The sequence below is a fragment of the Actinokineospora enzanensis DSM 44649 genome, assembly GCF_000374445.1.
Lineage (GTDB): Bacteria > Actinomycetota > Actinomycetes > Mycobacteriales > Pseudonocardiaceae > Actinokineospora > Actinokineospora enzanensis.
This window is the reverse complement of the sequence record NZ_KB894404.1, coordinates 467,280-489,227: the sequence shown is the minus strand read 5'-3', so window position 1 is coordinate 489,227 and position 21,948 is coordinate 467,280. Positions and strand designations below refer to the sequence as shown.

At 70.0% G+C, this 21,948-nt stretch carries 15 protein-coding genes; 7 read left to right on the top strand and 8 right to left on the bottom strand.

Annotation, left to right across the window (positions count from 1 at the left end; all coding sequences use genetic code 11):
• Nucleotides 1–4: 4 nt before the first annotated feature.
• Both C503_RS0104445 and C503_RS43000 read left to right on the top strand, forming a co-directional pair.
• Nucleotides 5–1,930 (top strand): YrhB domain-containing protein, encoded by a 1,926-nt coding sequence (locus C503_RS0104445; protein ID WP_018681002.1) that lies wholly within the window; start codon nucleotides 5–7, stop codon nucleotides 1,928–1,930.
• 191 nt (nucleotides 1,931–2,121) lie between these two features.
• Complete coding sequence (locus C503_RS43000; RefSeq protein WP_156892950.1) at nucleotides 2,122–3,003, top strand: GerMN domain-containing protein; 882 nt, start codon at nucleotides 2,122–2,124, stop codon at nucleotides 3,001–3,003.
• Nucleotides 3,004–3,202: 199 nt separating this feature from the next.
• Here C503_RS43000 and C503_RS0104430 read toward each other — a convergent pair whose 3' ends face one another.
• From C503_RS0104430 to C503_RS37850, 5 genes are all read right to left on the bottom strand, one after another.
• Nucleotides 3,203–4,072 (bottom strand): universal stress protein, encoded by an 870-nt coding sequence (locus C503_RS0104430; protein ID WP_026315970.1) that lies wholly within the window; start codon nucleotides 4,070–4,072, stop codon nucleotides 3,203–3,205.
• 17 nt (nucleotides 4,073–4,089) lie between these two features.
• Entirely contained in the window at nucleotides 4,090–4,485 is a 396-nt protein-coding gene (locus tag C503_RS0104425) for a universal stress protein (protein ID WP_018680998.1), read from the bottom strand.
• Between the two features lie 214 nt (nucleotides 4,486–4,699).
• The gene (gene trpA / locus C503_RS0104420) at nucleotides 4,700–5,485 is read right to left on the bottom strand and encodes a tryptophan synthase subunit alpha (RefSeq protein ID WP_018680997.1); all 786 of its coding nucleotides are present in this window, start codon (nucleotides 5,483–5,485) and stop codon (nucleotides 4,700–4,702) included.
• Complete coding sequence (gene trpB / locus C503_RS0104415; protein WP_018680996.1) at nucleotides 5,482–6,657, bottom strand: tryptophan synthase subunit beta; 1,176 nt, start codon at nucleotides 6,655–6,657, stop codon at nucleotides 5,482–5,484. The genes trpA and trpB overlap by 4 nt, the downstream gene beginning before the upstream one ends.
• 134 nt (nucleotides 6,658–6,791) lie before the next feature.
• A complete protein-coding gene (locus C503_RS37850) occupies nucleotides 6,792–7,556 on the bottom strand; it encodes a GntR family transcriptional regulator (RefSeq protein ID WP_169514492.1) in 765 nt (254 codons plus the stop codon).
• Between the two features lie 577 nt (nucleotides 7,557–8,133).
• Here C503_RS37850 and C503_RS0104405 point away from each other — a divergent pair.
• Nucleotides 8,134–8,922 (top strand): hypothetical protein, encoded by a 789-nt coding sequence (locus C503_RS0104405; protein WP_018680994.1) that lies wholly within the window; start codon nucleotides 8,134–8,136, stop codon nucleotides 8,920–8,922.
• A gap of 460 nt (nucleotides 8,923–9,382) precedes the next feature.
• Here C503_RS0104405 and C503_RS0104400 read toward each other — a convergent pair whose 3' ends face one another.
• Nucleotides 9,383–9,778, bottom strand: a complete 396-nt coding sequence (locus C503_RS0104400; protein ID WP_018680993.1) for a helix-turn-helix transcriptional regulator — start codon at nucleotides 9,776–9,778, stop codon at nucleotides 9,383–9,385.
• Between the two features lie 78 nt (nucleotides 9,779–9,856).
• On the opposite strand from C503_RS0104400, the gene C503_RS0104395 reads away from it, so the two are divergent.
• Nucleotides 9,857–11,092, top strand: coding sequence for an MFS transporter (locus C503_RS0104395; protein WP_018680992.1), 1,236 nt, complete (start codon nucleotides 9,857–9,859; stop codon nucleotides 11,090–11,092).
• 10 nt (nucleotides 11,093–11,102) lie between these two features.
• Here C503_RS0104395 and C503_RS0104390 read toward each other — a convergent pair whose 3' ends face one another.
• Nucleotides 11,103–14,999 carry an endonuclease/exonuclease/phosphatase family protein gene (locus C503_RS0104390; RefSeq protein ID WP_018680991.1) on the bottom strand — a complete coding sequence of 1,299 codons (3,897 nt, stop codon included), beginning with the start codon at nucleotides 14,997–14,999 and terminating at the stop codon, nucleotides 11,103–11,105.
• A 1-nt stretch (nucleotide 15,000) separates the two neighbouring features.
• Nucleotides 15,001–17,769 carry a hypothetical protein gene (locus tag C503_RS0104385; protein WP_020608203.1) on the bottom strand — a complete coding sequence of 923 codons (2,769 nt, stop codon included), beginning with the start codon at nucleotides 17,767–17,769 and terminating at the stop codon, nucleotides 15,001–15,003.
• 379 nt (nucleotides 17,770–18,148) lie between these two features.
• On the opposite strand from C503_RS0104385, the gene C503_RS0104380 reads away from it, so the two are divergent.
• From C503_RS0104380 to C503_RS0104370, 3 genes are all read left to right on the top strand, one after another.
• Nucleotides 18,149–18,952 carry a S1 family peptidase gene (locus C503_RS0104380; RefSeq protein ID WP_018680990.1) on the top strand — a complete coding sequence of 268 codons (804 nt, stop codon included), beginning with the start codon at nucleotides 18,149–18,151 and terminating at the stop codon, nucleotides 18,950–18,952.
• Between the two features lie 161 nt (nucleotides 18,953–19,113).
• The gene (locus C503_RS47240) at nucleotides 19,114–20,568 is read left to right on the top strand and encodes a HEAT repeat domain-containing protein (RefSeq protein ID WP_156892949.1); all 1,455 of its coding nucleotides are present in this window, start codon (nucleotides 19,114–19,116) and stop codon (nucleotides 20,566–20,568) included.
• Between the two features lie 76 nt (nucleotides 20,569–20,644).
• A complete protein-coding gene (locus C503_RS0104370; RefSeq protein ID WP_018680988.1) occupies nucleotides 20,645–21,853 on the top strand; it encodes an ROK family transcriptional regulator in 1,209 nt (402 codons plus the stop codon).
• Nucleotides 21,854–21,948: the final 95 nt, after the last annotated feature.

Sequence of the window (21,948 nt, the reverse complement as noted above, 5' to 3'; positions counted from 1 at the left end):
AGTCATGGACGCAGCTGAAGCCGCCGCACGGGTCGAGGAATGGCTGCGGCTGACCGAGGCCACCGGCCTGCGCGTCGACCTGGACAACGTGATGCGCGTGCCCGAAGGCTGGTCGGTGCCCTACAACTCCGTCGCCTACCTTGACGGAACGGAACCTCTCAAGGAGATCTTCCCCGCGCCCTCGCTCATCGTCCGCTACTTCGACGGGCAACTGCGGCACTCCGGCCCGCAACCGTGGATGTGCAGCGTCCCGGCAGAGGTCCCCGGGCAACGGCACCTCGTCGAACTCGTCGACCCCGAGGTCAACGAATCCGGCCTCGCCTACCTCGGCGTGCCCATCAACGCCGTCATGGCCTGGGAGGACCCGAAGACCGGCGAGCGGATCGACAGCCCGGTCTACCTCTGCGGCGGACTGCGCAAGGGAATGCGGCGGCCCGACCACCCGGTGGAATGGCTCATGGTCTACCGCAACGCAGGCTGGTTGGACGACGAGCAGTTCCTTGTCGCACTTACCCAAATGGACGTCTACCTGCCGCGCACGCCATACGGCCACATGGTGTACGCGAGCCCGCTCGCCCTCGGCCCGGACCAGGACAAGGCGTTCTGGCGCAAGGTGTCCCTTTCGGAGTATGTCACCTCCGTGCCCGCCGACGCGCAGGTCATGATCCGTGGCGCGCAACGGTCCGACTCGTTCATCGCCGGTGACCTCGTCCGCACCCTGCAGGACTTCCCGCGCGTGTTCCCGCCGGTCGACGAGGAAGGCACCCGGTACGACCAGGTCGGCGAGATCGTCGACCTGGTTCGGGCCACCGCGACGGAACTCGACTACAAAGGACGGTTGGAACTCCCGCGAACGGAAGTGGAACACGCGCGGGAGAACGGTTGGGAGCTGACCGAACAGCAGGTCCGGTCGATCGTGCGCGGCAAGCTGTGGCTCCAGTCCGGCCGCCCGCTCCCCCCGGACCCGTACTCCGTCGGACTGCGACCGTCCTATGACGACGATGGTCGGCTCGTGGCGGTGCTCGACACGTACGGCAAGTACGACAACAAGCACCACTACGGCTGGAAATACAGCTACCCCAAGGTCCTCGGCGCGTTCATCGGCTTCGCCCTCGGCGAGGCACTCGGCAGGCTCGACCAGACCCGGTTCAACGTCCCCGCCACCCTCCCTCTCGGCCCGTTGACCCGCCGCCTGCTCGCGATGACCGACGGCCTCATCCGCGGCCCCCAGCGCACCCCCACCGGCGCCCAGGTCCACGCCGCGGCCGAAGCGGGCCTGACGGCCACCGACGGCTGGCTCCCCCGGGCGCTGGGCCCCGTCCCCCCGGTACCGAACACCATGGCCCTCGGCCTGGTCTCCGCCCTCCCGGCCGCCCTCCTCGACGGCGGCCCCTCCACTGCCCCGGCGGGTGGGGTCCCGGCGGCGGCCTGGGCCCTGACGTCCGAAGAGGACAGGCAGCCTGCGGCGTATCTCGCGGAGGTGCTGGCGGCCATGATGGTCAAGGAGCCGCTCGACAACCGCCTGTGGCTGGTCACCCGCCAAATCGAGGGTGTCGATGTGAAGCTCCCCCACTTCAATGACCGTGGCCTCCTGACCACCCCGTCACCGACGGATTACGGCACCGGCCAGGACGCTGTGACCGTGCTCCGACAGGCATTCAGCGCCGTATCGGGCTACGAACACCTTGCCGACTATGCCCTCGCTCGCGCGGTCACGCATGGCGGCAACCGGCCCTTGGTGGGCGCTATCGCGGGCGCGTTGCTGGGCACGCATGTGGGCATGCCAGGACTTCCATGGCAGTACAACCTCACCGACTACGCGGCTGTCGACACCATCGCCACGGATGCATATCGGCATTTCAATCACGCCTCTCCACGAAACAGCCCCGGTGAATGGGACCGCCGTTATCCACCGCTGGAGAACGAGTAGCCCTGGTCCATTCACCAGCCGACATGACGGCCCGGCGACCCGGATCGCCCGGTCGCCCGACGCGCCGTCCAGGCCCGGTAAGTCCACTGTGGACTACAGGCTGACCGGGGACTTTCGCTTCTTGTTCGGGTGTGGTGGCGCGGAGGAGGATGGGGCGGCCGGAACGCACACGCAGTAAGGGAGTGTCGACGATGTCGAATACGCCGTGCACCTCGACCGTCGAACACGGTCTGCCGCCTGCCAACCATCCCACGGCCGTGTTGGTCGATGTCCGTACCGGCGGTCATCCCGATGAGGGGTTCGACCGGGTGGTCTTCGACTTCCGTGACAACACCTCGACGCCGGGGTTCTCGGTCGGCTACGTGCCCGAGGTCATCGAGGATCCCAAGGGCACCCCGCTGCCCATGCTGCCCGGCGCGAAGCTGCTGGTCACCATGCGATGGGCGGCCGCGCACGAGAACGGCGCGCCGACCATTCCGGTGGGCGATCGCGACCTGCGCCCCGGGCTGCCGCAGATTCGGCAGGTCAAGCTGGCGGGCGACTTCGAGGGGCACCTCAGCTTCGGCATCGCGGTCGGTGGCGAGGAGCCGGTGTCGTTTCGCGCCTACTCGCTCAGTGGGGCACGGATCGTGGTCGATATCGCGCATGCTGGTCACAGTCCGTGGTATTGCGGCGAGGTCTTCTTCTGCGACAACCACAAGGTGGACGCCAATATCGACCCTCCCGTCACCGCCGTCGAGCGGCGCCTGGACAAGCCTGCGGTCGCGGGCGCCGCGCTGCGCGCGCTGTTCGAAGGTCCGACCGAGTCCGAACGCGGTCGGGGCCTGCGGTTCGTCGACAGCCACGCCACCGGCTTCACCGACCTGCGCGTCGACGCCGACCGGGTGGCCCACGTCCTGCTGCTGGGTCCGATCAACTCCGACGGCTCGGCGGTCATCACGATCGCGGGCGAGATCATGCCCACGCTCAAGCAGTTCCCGACCGTCGACTGGGTCAAGATCTACGACGAGCACGGCGTGACCCAGCACCCGACCGGGCAGCGCGACTCGATCCCGGTCCAGCTCGAACCCTGACCGATCGACCCGCAGGGCGAGCTGGTCGTCCGGGGAGTCGAAATGCTCCTCAAACCGGAACTCCGAGCGGGCGGACGATGTCTTCTCGACGTGCAGTCCCCGGTGGTCACCCACCCGACGCCAGTCGTGCGCGGCCCATGCTGCCTGCACACCGGATCCACGAGCGTCACCATGTGTCGGCCGCGGACCGCAGAACGGCTCAGGCGTGGACGACGGCGACCGGGCAGTCGGCGTGGTGGAGGAGGGCTCGGGTGGTGGAGCCCATGCCCAGGCCGGTCAGCAGGTGGCGACCGTGGCCGCCGACCACCAGCAGTTGGGCGTCCGCGGTGTGTTTCAGGAGGGCGCGGGCGGCGCGGTCGCGGACCAGGACGCGGCGGACCGGGACGTCGGGGTACTTCTCGCTCAGGCCCGCCAGGCGTTCGGCGAGGAGTCGCTCCTCGTCGCCCGCCACCTCGTCCCAGTCGATGACCAGGGGCAAGGGCATCCAGGCGCCCGCGTAGGCGATGTCGCTCCAGGCGTGGACGGCCAGCAGGCCGTGGCCACGGGCGGAGGCCTCGGCGAAGGCGAACTCGATGGCCGCGTCACCCGCGGCGGAGCCGTCGACGCCGACGATCACGGGGCCATCAGGGGCCGACGAACCGCGCACGACCACCACGGGGCAGCGGGCGTGGGCGGCGACAGCGGCGGAGACCGAGCCCAGTAGCAGGCCCTCGAAACCGCCGATGCCGCGATGGCCGGTGACCAACACCGCCGCGTCCTTCGCCAGGTCGAGCAGTTCCGCGGCCGGGTAGCCGTGACGGAGTTCGCGGTGCGTCTCCAGTCCGGGGTGGACTTCCCGGACGGTTTCCTCCGCCGCCGCGAGCCACTGCGCGCCCTGCTCGGTCAGCGGGTCCAGCCAGACGGGGCGGCCGGTGGTCGGGTACTCGGCCGCGACCGGCGCGCACGCGTACACCAGCCACAGCGGGAGAGCGCGGCGCGCGGCCTCGGCGGCGGCCCAGCGGACGGCTTCGGTGGCCGAGGGCGACCCGTCGACGCCGACGACCACGGGTGGGCGGGTGGGGGTGTTCACGGTGGTTTCCTCCTCGATCAGGATCGCTCGGCGTGCACGGGCATGACGACGACCGGGCACCGGGCGTGCCGCACGCAGTAGGCGGTCGTGGATCCGACCAGCGCCGACAGCACACCGCCCGTACCGTGCGAGCCGACCACCAGCAGGTCCGCCTCCTCGGCGGCCCGGACCAGGGCCGGACCGGGCGCCCCGGTGCGGTCGTCGTACTGCACATCCACGGTCGGGTGCCCGGCGACCGCCGCGGCCAGCCCCTCGGCCACCCGGTCCCGCTCATCCCACGGCGGCCCGCTGGTCCACGCCCAGACGACCCGGACCGCGACGTCGCGGCGCTCGGCCTCGGACAACGCCCACTCCAGCGCGGTGGCCGCCGTCGGTGACCCGTCGAACCCGACCAGGATGTGCTCCGCCCGCATCACGTGCTCCTCTCGCCGACACCTCCGAGACTGCTCGCTCGCGAGCGAGCCGGAATCGGCCCGGAGACCCCAGCGGACCGGGACCTTGGTCCATTCGATCGGTCCTCTATAGAGCCCGAGCACGGGCCACCCGACGCAACGCCAAGCGGCACGAAAGACCGGGGGCCCAGCAGGCTCGGCGTCGGTCTTGCTCGTGAGCAGGACCACGACAGAGTCATCCCGCGGCTGCGAAGGCTCGTGTCGGCGGGGCCGCGGTATCGAGTGCCGTGCGGAATTGCGCGACCAAGGTGGCCACCTGGTCGGCGTCGTCGGATTCGAGGATGCGGCGGACCACCGGGGTGCCGACGATCACACCGTCCGCGTCGGTCGCGAGGGTGGCCGCGTGTTCCGGTTTCGACACGCCCACGCCGATCAAGGCGGGGAGGTCCGTGACCGCGGTGATTCGGCGGGCCATGGTTCGGGCCGAGGTCGCCAGGTCGGGGCGCTCCCCGGTGACGCCCAGCAATCCCATGCCGTACACGAATCCCCGACTGCGACGGCAGATCTCCGCCAGGCGGTCGTCCGGAGTGGTCGGGGCGGCCAGCAGCACGGCGGCGAGGCCCGCGTCGGCGGCGGCGCGTTCCCACGGGGCGGACTCCTCGATCGGGAGGTCCGGCAGGATCGTGCCCGCGATCCCTGCCGACACCAGGAGATCCGCGAACTCCGCCAACCCCAGATTGTGCGCGAGGTTGTAGTAGGTCATCGCGATCAGGGGCACGTCCCCGCGATAACGGGCAAGATCCCGCGCCACGGTCGACGGCGTCGTCCCGCGCTCCAACGCACGCACCGACGCCGCTTGGATGACCGGGCCGTCGATCACCGGGTCGCTGAAGGGGATGCCGATCTCCACCGCGTCCGCGCCCGCGTCGACCGCGGCGTGGACGTGGTCGAGCCAGTTGTCCGAGACTCCGGCGGTGACATAGGGGACCAGGAGCTTGCGGCCGCGGGATCGGAGGTTCATCGGGCACCGTCCACACGTTCGAGGATCTGGTCCATGTCCTTGTCGCCCCGGCCGGACATGTTCACCAGCACGGTCGAGCCCGGCGGGATCTCGCGACCGGCTTCCCTGAGCACGTAGGCGAAGGCGTGCGCCGATTCCAGGGCCGGAATAAGTCCCTCCGACCTGCTCAACACCCGCACCGCGGTAATCACCTCCGCGTCGGTCACCGTCGGATAAGTGGCACGACCGATCTCGGCGAGATGTGCGTGTTCAGGTCCGATACCCGGATAATCGAGACCAGCCGAAATCGAATACGCCTCCACAACCTGACCGGCGTCATCCTGCAGAAGCAGGCTCCGCGAGCCGTGCACCACACCGGGACGGCCCTCGGACACCGACGCCCCGCCCGCGGCCTCGACCCCGATCAGCGCCGCGTCGGTGTCGGCGAACCCGGCGAAGATCCCGGCGGCATTCGAGCCGCCGCCGACGCAGGCCACGACGTGGGTCGGGGTGGCGTCGATGGCCTGGCACTGGGCATGGGCCTCGTCGCCGATGACGCGTTGGAACTCGCGGACCATCAGGGGGTAGGGGTGCGGGCCCGCGACGGTGCCCAGGCAGTAGTAGGTGTCCTCGACGGTGGCGACCCACTCGCGGAGAGCGTCGTTGAGGGCGTCCTTCAGGGTGCGGCTGCCGGAGGTCACCGGCCGGACCTCGGCGCCGAGCAGTTCCATCCGGCCCACGTTGAGCCGTTGCCTGGCCATGTCGACCTCGCCCATGAACACCACGCAGTCCAGGCCGAACAGCGCGGCCGCGGTGGCCGCGGCGACACCGTGCTGGCCCGCGCCGGTCTCGGCCAGGAACCGGCGCTTGCCCATGCGGCGCGCCAGCAGGGCCTGGCCGACCACGTTGTTGATCTTGTGCGAGCCGGTGTGGTTGAGGTCCTCGCGCTTGACCAGGACCCGAACGCCCAGGTCGGCCGACAGCCTGCGGCACTCGGTGACCGGCGACGGCCTGCCGGTGTACTGGCGCAGCACCTCGTCGAACTCGACACGGAACGCGGGGTCGGCCCAGGCGTCGGCGAAGGCGGCCGCCAGCTCCAGACAGGCGGGGACGATCGGCTCCGGCACGAACCGGCCCCCGAACCGTCCGAACCATCCCTGTTCCGTGGGCGCACCCATGGCGGCGACGCGCATTCCGACCTCCCCTGCGACGGTGGCGCCCCCAAGCGGTGCGCCGCCTCCATGTTCGGCCGGTAAATGCCCCGGTGTCAAGTAGCGTTCTAGAAGGCTCTAAGTCGCTGGATCCCATGGCGTTCTAGAAGGCATAATCAGTCGACTCGATACTGGAAGCTGGAGCCAGCCGCGGAGAGTTCCCGTTCGATCGTGACCACCATGCGCTCGCTGACCAGCACCGCCCGGTCGTACACCAGGGCCGTGTCGTGCGCGTCCGAGGCCAGCCGGTCGCTGCGCAGGCCCAGCGCGCCGGGCTCGACGCCGAGCAACCCGGCCACCCCGGCGTCGATCGCCAACGGCGTGATGCTCTCGGCGGCCCGCACCGGGATCGCGCCACACCGCTCGGCGAGCAGGCCGTACAGAGAGGCGCTGTCGAAGTCCGCGTCGGCCAACGCCTCCGCGAACGGCCCCGGCACGGCGGACACCTGGTGCACCACCGGCAACTCCCCCACCAGCCGCAACCGCTCGACCTCCAGGACCGGCTCCCCCACCAGCACCCCGAGCCGGTCCGCGACCGGCGCCGTCGCCGACGCCATCGCCACCCGCAGCACCCGGGTCGACATCGCGATCCCCTGCACGGCCAGCTCGTCGGCGATGCTGCCCAGCCCGGTCGCCGGGTACGGCACCCGGTGGGCGCGCACGAAGGTGCCCCGCCCGGTCACCTGCTCGACGATCCCCTGCTCCTCCAACGCCGACAGCGCCTGCCGCAGCGTCATTAGACTGACCCCGTACTCCTGGCTCAGCTCGCGCTGGGACGGCAACGCGGCACCGACGCGGAACTCCGCACGGCCGATCCGGCGCACCAGGTCCCGCTGGATGGCCACGTACTTCGGCCCGACGGTCACCGTCCTGCGCCCCACGCCCACCATCCCCACGACCCTCCGCGTCCGACGTCACCGGTCGCGGGCCACCGTACTGCGCCCCGCCACCCACACCCCCGCCGTCATCGCGCATGTCGCCAGTGGACCGACCCTGGCAGGCTCGCCCGAACCGAATCACCCTCGACCGGGTACGCGACAAGACATCCGGTCATCCCATACGACGATGGCCACGGCGGCGTTCCACGTGCTCATATATGAGCCGAGCCGCGACCGGGTGCATGCGGGCGGTTTGGCGTCACCGGTGCCCCAGGCACCCGTCTCCTTGGCCGTTGTGCGCGCTCCCGGCGGGGCGCCCGGATCACCCGCCGCGAGGAAGTCGCCAAGCGCCGGGTGACGGCGCTGGCCACCCGTTCGGGGTGATTGTCACGGAGAAACCAATCCTCATCGAAATGATCATGCGCTCGCGCGTCCCCTGGCAGCGGCAAACCCCATATTTTCGGCAACGGAGAGTGTCGTCTGAGCGGGATACCCGAGTCGCACCCGAGTCACGTACCGACCCGCTCCCCGCGGCCTCGAACCTTGTGTCATCAAGCCAGAACGAACCAGGGAGAATCCGATGCGCCGCTCGATCACCACCTTCGCCGCCACCGCCGCCGCGGCCATCGCGGTGATCGTCATCGCGCAGCCGACCTCCTCCGCTGCCGCCGCCGACGACAAGCTGACCCTGGTCGCCCAGGCCATCACCCTCGACGACGTGACCGGCGACAGCGGCGACGCCTCCGCCGCCGCGGCGACCGCCACCGCCGGTGCCGAGGCGTGCAGCGACACCACCTACGCCCTGAAGACCTGGAAGGTCGGCAACCTCAACTGGCTGTACAACGGCTCCGGCGTCCCGGCCAACATCGCGGGCACCGCGCTCGGCACCATCACCGACTCCACCAACACCGTCGCCACCGGCGCCAACCGCTGCGGCCTGCCGAAGCTCACCGCCTCCACCTACACCTACGGCGGCACCACCACCGTCGCCCCGCAGGTCTCCGCGACCGCCACCTGCACCGGCAACGACGGCAAGTCCGTCACCGGCTGGGGCGCCCTGCCCGCCAAGGTCCTCGCCTACACCTGCACCTACTACAACGCCAAGGGCGTCGTGGTCTCCTCCGACACCATGATCGACAACAAGCAGTTCCCGTGGTTCACCACCGTCCCGGCCAACTGCACCGGCCAGCAGTACGACCTGCAGTCCACCATCACCCACGAGCGCCTGCACACTGCCGGCCTCGGCCACGTCGACCAGGCCCGCAACGCCGCCCAGACCATGGTCCCGTCCAGCTCGCCCTGCGACACCTCGCACCGTCTGCTGGGTGCGGGCGACTACGCTGGTCTGAAGGCTCTGATCGGCGGCTGAGTCCGACGCGCTGGAACTTGGCAAGGAAAGACCCCTCCTTTGGGAGGGGTTTCCTTGTTTTCTGGGCTCGGCTTCGCCGAGGTGGGTTGGGTTTGGTGGGGTGTCTTGCCGGGGGGGGATCTCGCCGGGGGCGGGTGCGGCTTTTAGGGAGGGATATCGGCTGCTGCTGTGTTTATTGGCTCGGCTTCGCCTCGCGGCGGGATCGCCTTTAGCCGGTCTCTTCCAGCCCGATCACGTGCGGCCCGGGGGGCCGAACGTGATCGGGCTGGAAGAGACCGGCGCGATCCCGCGTGGTGGTCCGGTTAGGGGTGGCTGAGTTGGGGGTGGCTGGGTTGGGGTGGGCTGGGTTGGGGTGGCTGGGTTGGGGTGGGCTGAGTTGGGGGTGGCTAGGTAGTCGCATGAGGGGGCGGGAGGGGTGCTTGGAACTTGTCGATTGGGTCGGGAGGGCTGTGGGGGGAAGTCATTCGGTTAGGGCTGTGAGGACCTTGTCTAGTGCGGAGTGGGCGGCGGCTGATGTGTAGGGGCCGACTGCGACCAATGAGGCGATCAGTACCGACGCCTCGCCTGGGGTGAAGACCACGGGGGGCAGTCGGGGGCGGGCGTCGATTCGGTAGCCGCCGCCGGGGCCTCGGTGGATGGTGATGGGGACGCCTGCCGCGCGTAGGCGGGTGATGTCGCGTTCGATGGTTCGGACGCTCACGCCGGTCGACTCGGCCAGGTCGGCGCCGGGGACTCGGCGGGGGGCGCGGGTGCGTAGGAGTTCGATGATCGCGTGTTGGCGTTCCACCAGTGGTACGGCCTGGTGTAGCTGGGTGAGGCCCGCGATGCCGCCGGATCCGGCCGGTCTGCCTGCCATGTGTTCCCCCCGATAGCCGACACCGCGTTGTCGGTCAGCCGATCCTACGGTGATCTTCCACCCGAGGATTGGATTCGCATGTCCGTTCGGTTCGCCCATCCCGACGACTTTCGCAGGCTGTGGCTCGGCCAGACCGTCAGCGCGTTCGGGGACAAGATCTCCCGGATCGCGCTGCCGACCGTCGCCCTGCTCGATCTGCACGGCACGGCCTGGGACGTCGGTCTGCTGGCGGCGGCGCGGTTCCTGCCGTTCGTCCTGATCGGGGCGGTCGCGGGAGTGTGGGTGGATCGGGTGTCGCGGCGCCGGACCATGATCCTGGCCGACGTGGGTCGGATGGTGGCGACGGCGAGTGTGCCGCTTGCCGCCGTGCTCGGCGGGCTCACCATGGCGCACCTGTTCGCCGTCGCGGGTGTGGTGGGTGTGTTGACGGTGTTTTTCGAGGTCGCGGCACAGTCCTATATGCCGGTGCTGGCAGGCCCGGAGGGGATCACGGCCGGGAACGAGCGGTTGCAGTCTTCACGGGGCGCGGCCGAGGTCGGCGGTTCGGCCGCTGCGGGTGGGCTGATGGATCTGCTCGGCAATGCGTTGGCGGTGTTGGTGGACGCGTTGTCGTTCGTGGCGTCGTTGGTGACGTTGTTGCTGATCCGGCATCGGGAGCCGCTGGTCGAGAAGGTGTCGACGCGAGGGGCGGTTCGGGAGGGCTGGCGGGTGTTGCTGGCGGACGGGCGGTTGCGGAACCTCATGTTCGCTACCGCCGTGGTCAACCTGGGGCTCGCTACTGGTGGGGCGATCGTGCTGGTGTTCGCGTATCGGGACCGTGGTCTCGGTCCGGGGGCGGTGGGTGTGGCCGCCGCGCTGGGTACGATCGGGTTCATCGCGGGCGCGGTGAGTGCGCGGACGATCGCTCGTTGGATCGAACTGGGCCGGACACTGGCGTTGGCGATTGTGGTGACCGGGTTGGGGTTCGTGCTACCGGTGCTGGGTGAGTCGGCGGTGGCGTTGCCGATGTTGATCGCTGGGCAGTTCGTGTTCGGGTTCGCCGGGTCGGTGTTCAACGTGCATGTGCTCAGCTTGGTTCAGCGGATCACGCCTGCTGCGATGTTGGGGCGGGTCAACGGGACCGCGTTGTCGGTCGTGTGGGGTACGGGCACGGTGGGCGGGCTTGTTGGTGGGGTTGTCGGGAGTGCGGTCGGTGGCGCGGCGGGGTTGGTGGTGGCTGGTGGGATTGTCTGCTGTGGGGCACTGTTCGTCGTCTTCGGTCCGCTGAGGACTGTCCAGCCAGAACCTAGTGGTGCGCCTGCCTCGCGTTTGTAGCCGATAACTCCTAATCGAACAGCACTTCGAGGTCCACCTCCACGACATAGGCCGATCCGTCGCCGGTCAATGGCGGTAGCGCTATGCGGTGCCGGGACATCGCCTGCAGTTCGGTTCGGGTGAAGGTTCGGGAGACTGTGCCCAGGGAGTCATCGGCGGAGAGGTCGTCGAGTTCCAGGCCGCCTGCGATGATCGCGAGCTCGGAACCGGGGTCGCCGAAGAGGAGTGGGGTGGTGTCGAAGTCGTGGACCGTGCCTGCGGATACCTCGTCGATCTCGACGCTGCGGGTGGACTGGTGGTGGCCATGGGCGGTGTACACCTGAAGTTCGAACCGGACCTCGTCGTCGCCCAGGCCGGAAGTGGGTTGCAGGCAGGTGAAGGACGCGAGGCGGACGGACAGTCCGCGCAGCGGCTGATCATCCGGCAGTAGCTGGGTGGTGGTGTCCAGGGTCGCTTCCACGCCGTAGTGGTCGGACATGTCACGACCCGGTTCCCATTGTTCGACCACGACCCGGGCAGAAGCCTGGTGTTGGGCGTAAAGGACGCCAGGAAACCAGAAGATGTAATCGAGACGTTCGCAGGTGGTGCCGAAGCGGGCCGGGTCGTCGGCGGGGCGGGATGGGTGGCTGGGCTGGAAAGAGGAGACGTCGCCGTCGTCGCTTTCGCTGGTGCCGGTCGGTCGGGGGCGGGCCAGCGAGACCGACGGCGTCGCATCGGCAGGGTTGCCGAGGGTGTTGACCAGGTACGTGTGGAGATCCGGGTGGGCGAACTGGTCGACGTTGAAGTCTCCGCAGAGGAGAGCCGGGGTCAGCGGGTCTCGGCAGGCTCGGATGAACGCTGCCAGGTGGCGGATCTGGGCCTCGACGGCCGTCCGGGCGCCTGCCGTGGTGCCCGCGATGGTGGGGTGGGCGGCCTGGGTGTGGGTGAGGAACACGTCGACCGGGCTCGGGTTGCCGCGTGGGGTGATTCGGGCGTGCAGGGCGCCCTTGTTGGCCAGGCAGTCGTCGCCGGAGCAGTGGCGGTAGACGGTGGTGTGGGTCGACACGATTTTGTGGCGGCTGAGCAGGAGCAGTCCGCCGCCTTCGACTTCGATGTCGCCGAACGGGGTGCTCAGTAGTGGGTCGTGTGGGCCTTCGATCCAGTGCGGATAGATGTCGCGCAGACCGTCGGTGACTCGTTCGCGGTCGTTCGAGGTCCACATCTCGCTCAGGCCGACAATGTCGGGGCGGCGTTCGCGGAGGATGTCGACGAGGTGGTCAAGGGATCGGTCGCGGTCGATTCCCTTGTACAGCGGCCATGGGAGCAGGCCCATGTTCTGCGCGTACACGGTCAGCGGTGTGTCGTGCACGAGTGAGTTCAGGCGTCGACCGACGGTCCGTTTGCCCGCCACCACGTCGTGGACGAACGAGTGGTCACCATGTTGCACCACATAGCGGTCCTGCAACCATTCCACGCGCGCGAACGGGTCACGCATGCGGGGGAAGTCGTCCTCCGCGATCGGCATTCCGTGGTAGCTGGCGTTGCCGTCGTGTTCCACCGCCAAGCGTCGGCCATGGGGAACGTCGTAGGAGCATTCCAGTGAGTCGCCGTCGATGCCGGACACGTGGATTCGGGCGGTGGTCACCTCAGCGATGAACCGCTCGAAGGAACCGAACTCGGCTGAGGTACCGATCTGGAGGATGAACGCGTTGCGGTCGCCCTCGGCGCGGATCTCTCGATCATTCCATGGGCCGCCCTTGGTCCAGTCGGCTTCCCGGGCGGTGAACAGCCCGAGGTAGCTGTCGCCCGCGAGACCGAAGAACCACCGGCCCGAGTCCCGGTTGCACGCACCCGCCAGCGGTCCGACGGTCCGGTCGAACTGGGCGCGCGGGAACCACGCGTGCGTGCGTTCGCCGAACAAGAGCTTCTGCAGGTCAGGAGCCTGGTAGAGCATGATCGCTGCGGTGCCGTACTGGGCCACGCGCGGCTGGACCACGTTGCCGGTCCACCAGTTCGGGCCGTCGTCGCCGCCCGCGAAGATCTTCTCGTCGATGTCGACCCTGATCCCCAGGATCTTGTCGATCCGCAGGCGGCTGTCCGCCGACGGGTACGACGTCCACACCATCGCCCCGGTGGACAGCGCCGCCACGCACGGCAGGTTCTGGAAGCTCAGCTGACCCGGCCGGAAGTTCAACGCACTGGCCAGCACCGCGCCGTCGAGCCGGTGGGCGTACAGGTTGGCCCGGCTCAACACCGGCCCCTCGGTGATCACCGACGCCAGGTCGGCCACGTCCGCCTCGGTGGAGTCCGGCAGTGCCGCGCCCAGCTTCGCGCCGCCGATCGCGCCTGCCACCGCGCCCGGCGGACCCGCGACGGCGAACCCCCAGGCCGCGCCCACGACCCCGCTGAGGAACCCGGTGGCGGCGTCCTCCGCCGCGTCGATCGCCTTGGTCACCTTCTCGATCATCGGCAGGATCTGGTTGAACGGCGGGGTGTCCAGCAGGCCGTGCGCGGTCGCCACCTGTCGCGTGCCCGCGATCGTCCACTTCGTCGCGTAGGCCGCCCGGCTCCACCAGAACTCCAGGTCGTCGGCGGTCTCGTAGCCGACGCCGTAGTCCCGGGACTCGGCGAGGGTGATCGACACCCGGGCCCGGACGGTGAACGGGTCGCGAGCGGCCAGCGCGATCTCCCGACACACCGGCGGCGGCTCGTAGCTGGGCGAGGTCGCCAGGAACACCGCCGCGTTGTCCACCCCGGCGTAGTGGCCTCGCTGTCCGAACAGGACTTCCGTGGAGTCCCGGATGGACTGGTCCCACACACAGTTCTTGTTGCCGAAGTAGGCTCGGCCCGAGGTCCCGGCCAGCGCGCCGCCCGCCTGGAAGGTCGCCAGGTCCAGCACGAGCATGTCCAGCACCATCGCGGCCCGGGTGGCGATGTCCTGGTCCACAGCGAAGTCGACCAGGTTGACCAGCGGCAGCACGTCCTCGACGTAGTAGCCGGGCGCGTTCCACTCGGCGAAGCCCAGCCGCAGCCGCTCGTCCAGCCACCGCCGGACCCGGGCGCGGCCGCGCTCCCGGTGCTCGGCCCCGGTCACGTCGCCGGGACGGGGAGCGGGGTCGCGCCGATACGGCTTGGCGGAGATGTAGAGGTCGTCCGGCCAGTACTGGCCCGCCAGGTATTCCGCGGTGCCGAACAACAGGCGGTGGTTCTCCGACCAGTACGTCATATCCGAGCCAGGATCCATGTCGGTGTGCCCGTTGAGGTCCTTCTTCTCCCGGATGTTCTTGGCCTCCCCGGTGAACTCGCTACAGCGGAAGGGATCGGTGAACCAGTACTTGAAGATGGTGAACTGATCCCGCAGCATCCGCTCCCCATATTCGGGAAACTCCGAGGCACGGGTGTGGTCGTCCCGCCAAGTGGCAGCGTCGAGCAGGTGTTCCGGTGTCGGGGCCAGCAGGTAGAGGATGCGCAGCAGCTCGTTGGCGCCGAAGTCGGCGGTGTCGAGCAGGTACTTCATGTGCGGGCTGGCGAGCTGCCTGGTCCAGTATTCGTCATGGTCCAGGCCGGTTCGCTGCCAGCCGAAGAGTTCGTCCGCCCGGCGGGGGTCGGCGCGCAGGAGCACCGCGCGGGCCAGTGCGGCGATGCGGTCGTCGGTGGACACGCGGGTGCGCAGCACCTCGGCCTGCTCGTCCGGGGTCAGCCAGGCCAGGTCCTCGGCCGCCGCGTCCAGACCGGGGTCGAGCTGGTCCAGGCCGAGATCGGCGACCGCGTCGCACAGCGTGAGCACGGCGTCCTTGTCCGCCGCCAGCCGCCGCGTCTGCCAGCTCTCCCAGGCGTCGCCCTTGAGCAACGCCCGGTGGACCACTCGTTCCAGGTAGTCCGCTCGGCGCTCGTCGCACTCTCCCCCGTCCGGGTCGAACGGTCGCATGTCAGAAGCCCGGGTCCGGCACGTCGCCCGGCCACCTCGGCACCGACCCGTCCGGTCGCGCCCACACCAGGTCGGTGGCCAGTCGGAACTGCCACGGCTCGCCCAGCGGTGTCTCGACGTCGCCAGCGCCGCGGCGTAGTTCGTCCACAAGCGACACCCACAGTGGACCGCCGACGTCGAGCTGCTCATCGGTGGTCGGCACGTTCCCGGTCGCCAGGAACCGCTCGAACGCCGCCTCATGGCCGGGTCGGATCGGCAAGACCACCCGGGCCGCGCCCGCGTCCAGGAACGCGGCGAACGCCGGGTCCGGCTCGTCGCCCAGGATCTTGGCGGCCCAGCCCTGCTGCCCGCCCCAGAAGTACGGGTAGCAGGCGTAGGCCAGCTGGTCCCATTCGACGGCCTGCTGGAAGAACCGGATGTAGGCGGCGAGTCCGGTGCTCGCCGCCGGGTCGGCGTAGGGGAAGCCCTGGCCGTCGAGCCGCAACGCGTTGAAGCCGCTGAAGTTCTGGCCGGTGAGCACCTCCAGGACGGTGCGCTGGAGTTCGGTGCGGACGGTGGCGGCCTTGCGGTCGGCAGCCATGTTCTGTAGGTACAGCCGGGCGATGGCGTCCCGGGTCGCGACCGCCTGTTCGTAGTCGCGCGCGCGGCGCTCGTACGCGTCCAGGATCTGCGCGTGCGTGCGGACCTGCCAGGCGGACACCAGCTCGGGTGTGGCCTCGCAGAGGATCTCCACGCCCACCGAGAAGGTGCTGACGCCCCAGTTGACGCCGTCGCTGTCGACGTGCACGGCGACGTGCAGGTTGTCGGTCTCCCCGGTCAGCTTGCCGTGGAAGATCGCCATGTTGACCGGGTTCGAGCCGAGCACCCGCTTGTCGCCGATGCTGATCCCCATCCGGCCCGCCGGGTAGGACTCGGCGTTGACGTCGGCCATCCAGCTCACCGCCCGGTAGCCCTTGGGGATCCGGGTGGTGCGGGCCTCGGCGAAGATCACCGAGTTGGTGGTCGAGTCCACCGCGAACGGGTCCTTCGCCCGGTTGCCGAACGACTCGGCCACCGTGGTGTAGGTCGGCGGCGGCGCGTCGACGCCGCTCGCGTGGTGGCCCGCCGCGTAGTAGGCCCAGTTGTCGATGTCCAGGTCGGTCGGCGCGACGGTGAACCGCGCGGGTCTGGTGGGCAACGGCAGGCCACTGCGCGAACGGGACAGGGCCGCCCGGAACACCGCGGACGGGTCCGGCACGACCAGGTCGTAGAGCAGCCTGCGGCCGCGCCTGAACGCCTGTGCCGAGTGGACCGCGTCGAGCCGCTGGTAGACGCCGTGCACCACGGATTCGCCGCCGGTGACGACGTGTTCGGTGATGTCCTCGCGTTCGCGCAGCAGCCGATCGGTGGTGACCTGCCGGGTGCGGTTCGACAGGCTCGTGGACACCGCGTCGGTGACGGTCTGCGCGAAGTCGTGCGCGGGGGCCGCGGCGACCGGCCCCATGCCGGGACCGGAGGCGAGCGTGCGATGGTCCTGGTCGGCGGTGGTCTTGGCGGCCGTGCGCAGGTCGGTGTCCTCGGACTCGTTCGTGCCGGTCCGCTCGGTGGTGTCCAGCGCGCGCCTGCGGTGGGTGAGGACGTCGTGCGGGAGCACGTTCTCGATCGCGGTGACCTCGGCCCGCTCGTAGTGGTCGAGACCCGAGCGCACCACCACGAGGTCGGCGACCCCGAGCGGGCGGACCTGGGTGTGCGTGGTGGGCGGCGCGGTGGACACCGGCGGCGGACCGTCGGGCTCGTCCACCGGCTGCAACAGCCACGACGGCGGGATCCGCGGGCGGGCGTCGTCCACCTCGGCCGGGAGCTTGAGCTTGGCGAAACCACCCGCCAGCTCGCGCAGCTGCTGCCCGAGCTGTCCGTGTTCGTCGGTGAGCCGCCGGTTGATGTCGGCAATGGTGGACACCGCCGGGTCGAGGTTCAGGTCGCGCAGGGTGTGTGTGGCCCGGTCGCCCAGGAGTTCCACGGCGGTACCCGACAGCGTCACGTTCCGGCCGAGCGCGGCCCGCAGCAGCGGCGAGTTCGCGCCGCGCTCGCCCGCCTCGGTCGGCTGCTTCTCGTCCTGGCGCGGGGCGGGTTCGGCCCGGCCGACCTGGCGGTAGAGGTCGTCCAGGATCGTGCGCCTGCCGCCCTCGCTGAGCACCAGCTCGTCCTCGGCGTGCGCGGTCACGGCGGTGATCGCGTCGGCGACGGCGTCGCGCCGGGCGGCGAGGTCGTTGATCCGCCCGGCCAGTTCCCGCGCCTCGTGCCAGGGGTCCGGCTCGGGCCGGACGACCGGTGTCTCGCGCAGGCCCACGACGAAGTCGGGCAGGGCGAGGGGCGCGCGCAGGGTCGCGGCCGGGTCGTCGGTGTGTAGCAGGGCGTAGGCGCGGACCAGCTGCTGTGCGTCGGCGGCGGACGGCGCGTCCGGCAGGATGTAGGCGGCGACGACGGTGTCCTTGACGCGCTCCGCGTCGTGGCCGACATCGGTGTCGCCGACGGCCTCCCGGACGGCGCGCGCGGTGGTCTCGGGGTCGGTGCCCGCGGCGAGCAGGGCCACCAGCAGGGGCCCGTCGGCGACCTGCTCGGCGCCGCGGACGAAACCGGTGTCGACGAACTCGCGTGCCGCCCGGAGCACCGCGTCGCGGTCGGCGGCCTGCGCGAGGCGGTGCTGGAAGTCGGAGTGGGTGGACAGCGCCACGCCGTCGGCGTGACCGATAGCGGTGACCAGTGCGGCAAAGCGGAACACGATGTCCATGGCCGTGTTCTCGGTCGCTCGCGCGGGAACGTTTCGGCCCGCTCCGAGGTTTCCCATCGTGACATTTGTTGTGTGTCAACGAAAATGGGTGACCGGATGATCGGATACACCGTGACACCGCCCGATATGTCCACTCAGGACATCCGGGCCGCGGCCGTAACGCGGGCGTAATCCGCCGGATTTACCAATTGCCAGGAGGCCACGCGCAGCACCCGGTGCGGCATTCGATGTATTGAATCACCCCGGGTTGCCCGATTGATGCCGCCCTGCCCCGAGGAATCCCTTTGTGCCGCGGACGTTCCCACCCAATCGGGGGTGGCGAGTGAACGTCACTTTGCCGACGCTTGCCGGGGAAACCCTGCAACGGAAAGGAACTTCCATGATCAAGCGAGTGGTGGGCGCGCTCACCGTCGCGCTGGCCGGGGCGGCGTTAGTCGTCACGCCTGCCAGCGCCCAGGTGACCGCCGACTTCTCCGCCATCGTGGCGCTCGACAACTGCTCGGGCTCCGTCGTCCGGCCGCCGTCCGCGACCGACAACGACCCCGCGCTGGTCATGTCCAACGGCCACTGCGTGAAGCTGATGGGCGCCAACGAGGTCATCGTGAACCAGGCCACCAGCCGCACGTTCACGCTGCTCGGCCCGAGCGGGCAGTCCGCGGGCACGCTCCGCGCGACCAAGCTGGCCTACGCCACGATGAAGAGCACCGACGTGTCGTTCTACCAGCTGAGCGCCACGTACGCGCAGATCCAGCAGCAGTACCACACGCGGGCCCTGGACATGCTGGCCACGCACCCCACCCAGGGCACCAGCATCCAGGTCGTGTCCGGCTACTGGAAGCGCATCTACAGCTGCTCGATCGACGGGTTCGCGTACCGCGTGCGCGAGGCCAACTGGACCTGGAACGACTCCGTGCGCTACACCCGGTCCTGCAACGTCATCGGCGGCACCTCCGGCTCGCCGGTGATCGACACCGCCACCAACAAGGTCGTCGCGGTCAACAACACGATCAACGAGAGCGGCGGCCGCTGCACGATGAACAACCCGTGCGAGGTCTCGCAGTCGGGCCAGGTGACCGTACGCTCGGGCATCGGGTACGCGCAGGAGACCTACAACATCCCCGCCTGCATCACCACCGGCAACCAGTTCAACCTGAACGCGCCGGGCTGCACACTACCGAAGTAACCGCTGTCGCGTGACGGACGGATGGGTTCTCCGATGGAGGACCCATCCGTCCTATTTCACATGCGTACATGGCGGATCACGTCGAGAATGGACCGGTGTTCGGGCGACGACGTGGACGAATGGCGAGTGATCGGTCCAGACCGGCTGTGACCGTGGACCCGGTGCGGGTTCGACGGATCGTGGACGACGCCGCGCTCGGCCGCTCCGGCGCCGCCGACGAGCTCATCACGGTGCTGTTCTCGGCGAGCCATGGCGCCCAGGCGGCCAGGACGCTGCTGGCGGCGAGTCCGTCCGCACTGGTCGAAGTGGACTTCGCCGTGCGGCGAAGGTCGTGGCCCGGCGCGGCGGCGATCGACACCGTCCGCGACTCGGTGCGCTCGGGTGCGGTTCCGCCCCTCGCGCACCTGATCATCGCGGGCTGCCACCGGGACGGCCATGTCCGCCAGTCGGCCGTGGCGGCGCTCGACGAGGCCCTGCCGCTGCTGGCGCTGCGCGCGGCGGACTGGGTGCCACAGGTGCGCGAACAGGCCCGCTCGTCCTGCCTCCGGCACCTGGACCGGGCCCCGGCCGAGGCGTTCACGGCCCTGGCGCCGATGGCCTTCGCCGTGCGTCGACGCCGACACGGCGGCGAACTCGCGACCACCCTCGACGCCCTGCTCCGCGACGGGCCACCGGACGTGCTGGCCGCGGGCCTGTCGATCACCGACCACCGGGTTCGACGCGCCGCGTACACCGCAGGCATCGAGATGGGCAGACTCGGCCTTGACCGGCTGCTGCGCGGGGCCGCGAGCGACCGCGACACCCGGATCAGACTCCGGTGCGCGGACGCGGCCGTGCGCACGGCACGGGCCACGGGTGATCTGACCGTCCCACGCCTGCTGCTCACCAGCGGGTCGGCTGCGGCGCGCGCGGAGGCCGTGCACATGCTGGCGCTGGCGGGCGACGTCGAGCCCGCCTTGGCCGCGCTGACCGACCGAGTCGCCATCGTGCGGGCGACCGGGCAGGCCGCCCTGCGCCGGGCCGGTGCGGACTCGGCTGGGCGGTATCGGGCAATGCTCGCAGAGCGGACACCCGCGCCTGCGGTGATCGCGGGCCTGGGCGAGACCGGGACTCCCGCCGACGCGGATCTCCTGCTCCCCTGGCTGTCCCACCCCGGGCCGCGCGGCCGGGTCGAGACGATCCGCGCGCTGTGCCGGTGGGATCGCGTATCGGTCGACCTACTGCTGCCTCTTCTCGTCGACCCGGCAGCCGCAGTCACCCGCCAGGCGACCCGCGCACTGCGCGGCCAGGCGTCCACGCTCGACGAGCCCACCTTGCGTGCCCTGCTGGCCACCACCCGGCCACGGCATGTCCGCGCGGCCGCGCTCCAGCTGCTGCGCGCCCACGGCCCGTGGACCCGCATCGGCGTCGACCTCGCCCTGGTCGCCGACCCCGACCTCGGCGGCACGGCCCGCGCGGACCTCGTCGAGTGGCTGGACAGGGGCGCGGTGACGGCCTATTCACAGCCCACGGGTGAACAGGCGGAAGAGCTGGACGCGCTGCTGACGGCGGCGGAGGGCGCGCTCGACCCCGGCCGGATCCGCCTGTTGCGGTTCCACCTGGGACTCACCCGCTGACGCAAGTCCTTCCGACGCGCTATCCGCGCGTACGGCGTTCACGCAAGGGCTTCCGTGCAGTGGAACCACGCAGGCGATGAGGTGGGATCGTGCGACGATCGCGGGTGTGTCGGCGATCCCGGAGCACGGTGGTGACCGTTTCGCGTCCAGTACGGCGACGCTGCTGCGTGCGGCGTTGCGGCATGGGCCGTTGTCGCGGCGGGCGTTGTCGCGGTTGGTGGGGATGAGTGGGGCCGCGGTGACACGGCATACCGCGGTCCTGCTGGAGATCGGGTTGTTGCAGGAGAAGCAGAGCGAACTCCACGGACGCGCCGGGCGACCGCATGTCCCGTTGGCGGTCAACCCGCAAGCCTGCAGCGTGATCGGCATCCACCTCGCCCACGAGTTCGGCACCATCGCCGTCGCTGACCTGTGTGGACAGATCATCGACCAGCGCCGGATCCCTTACCAGGGAACAGATCCAGCCGCCATCGTCGACGCCGTTGCAGCCAAGGCAGCCGAGTGGGTACGGCCCAGCACGCGCGCGGTGGGAGTGGCGACCGGAGGCTGGGTCGACGTGGACGCGGGCTCGCTCGTGGCGCATCCGTCCCTGGGTTGGCAGTCCGTTCCACTGCGTGATCTCGTCGCCCGCCATATCCCGCTGCCGGTGTACGTGGACAACCACACGCGGGGCCTGATGCACGCGGAGGAACTGTTCGGCGACGTCGATCCGGATGAGTCCGTGCTGTACCTGTTCGTCGGCAACGTGGTCGACGCGGCCGTTCGCACCGGGCGGGCCGTGCACCGGGGTCCCCGATCGGGCGCGGGGGCGATCGCGCACCTGCCGGTCGGCGACCCCGACATCGGCTGCGCGAGCGGGCACCGGGGGTGTTTCGAGGCGACCGTGTCCGACCAGGCCTGGGCGCACCGGGTCGCCGCCACCTCGTTCTGGGACCTGCTGGCCGCGGCAAAAGCGGGCGACGCGACCGCGCGGGCACTTTTCGTGGAACGAGCCCGAATAGTGGGGAGAGCCGCCGCGCTGTTGTTCGACCTCGTCAATCCGGACCTGTTGATCGTGGCGGAATTGGGCGCGGCGGACATCCCGGAATGCCTCGACGCGATCCGGACCGAGGTCGGGGAGCGGTCGGTGGTGTGCTCGGCGCCGGAGCGGTCCGTGCGCGCAGGCGGTGTTCCCACCTCCCACATCCTCGGTTCGTCCGCCGCCAGTGTGGCACTCGCGGAGGTCTACAGCGACCCTCTCGGCGCCCTCGCCGACGCCGCGTCCCACCGGCTGGGCAGGAATTAATTTCGCCGGTCGCAAAGTTGACCGGCACTGGTCCGGCTGAACAGGATGGGTTTCGTCGACGGGCCGCGCGGAAATGCGGCACCGAATCCCCGTTC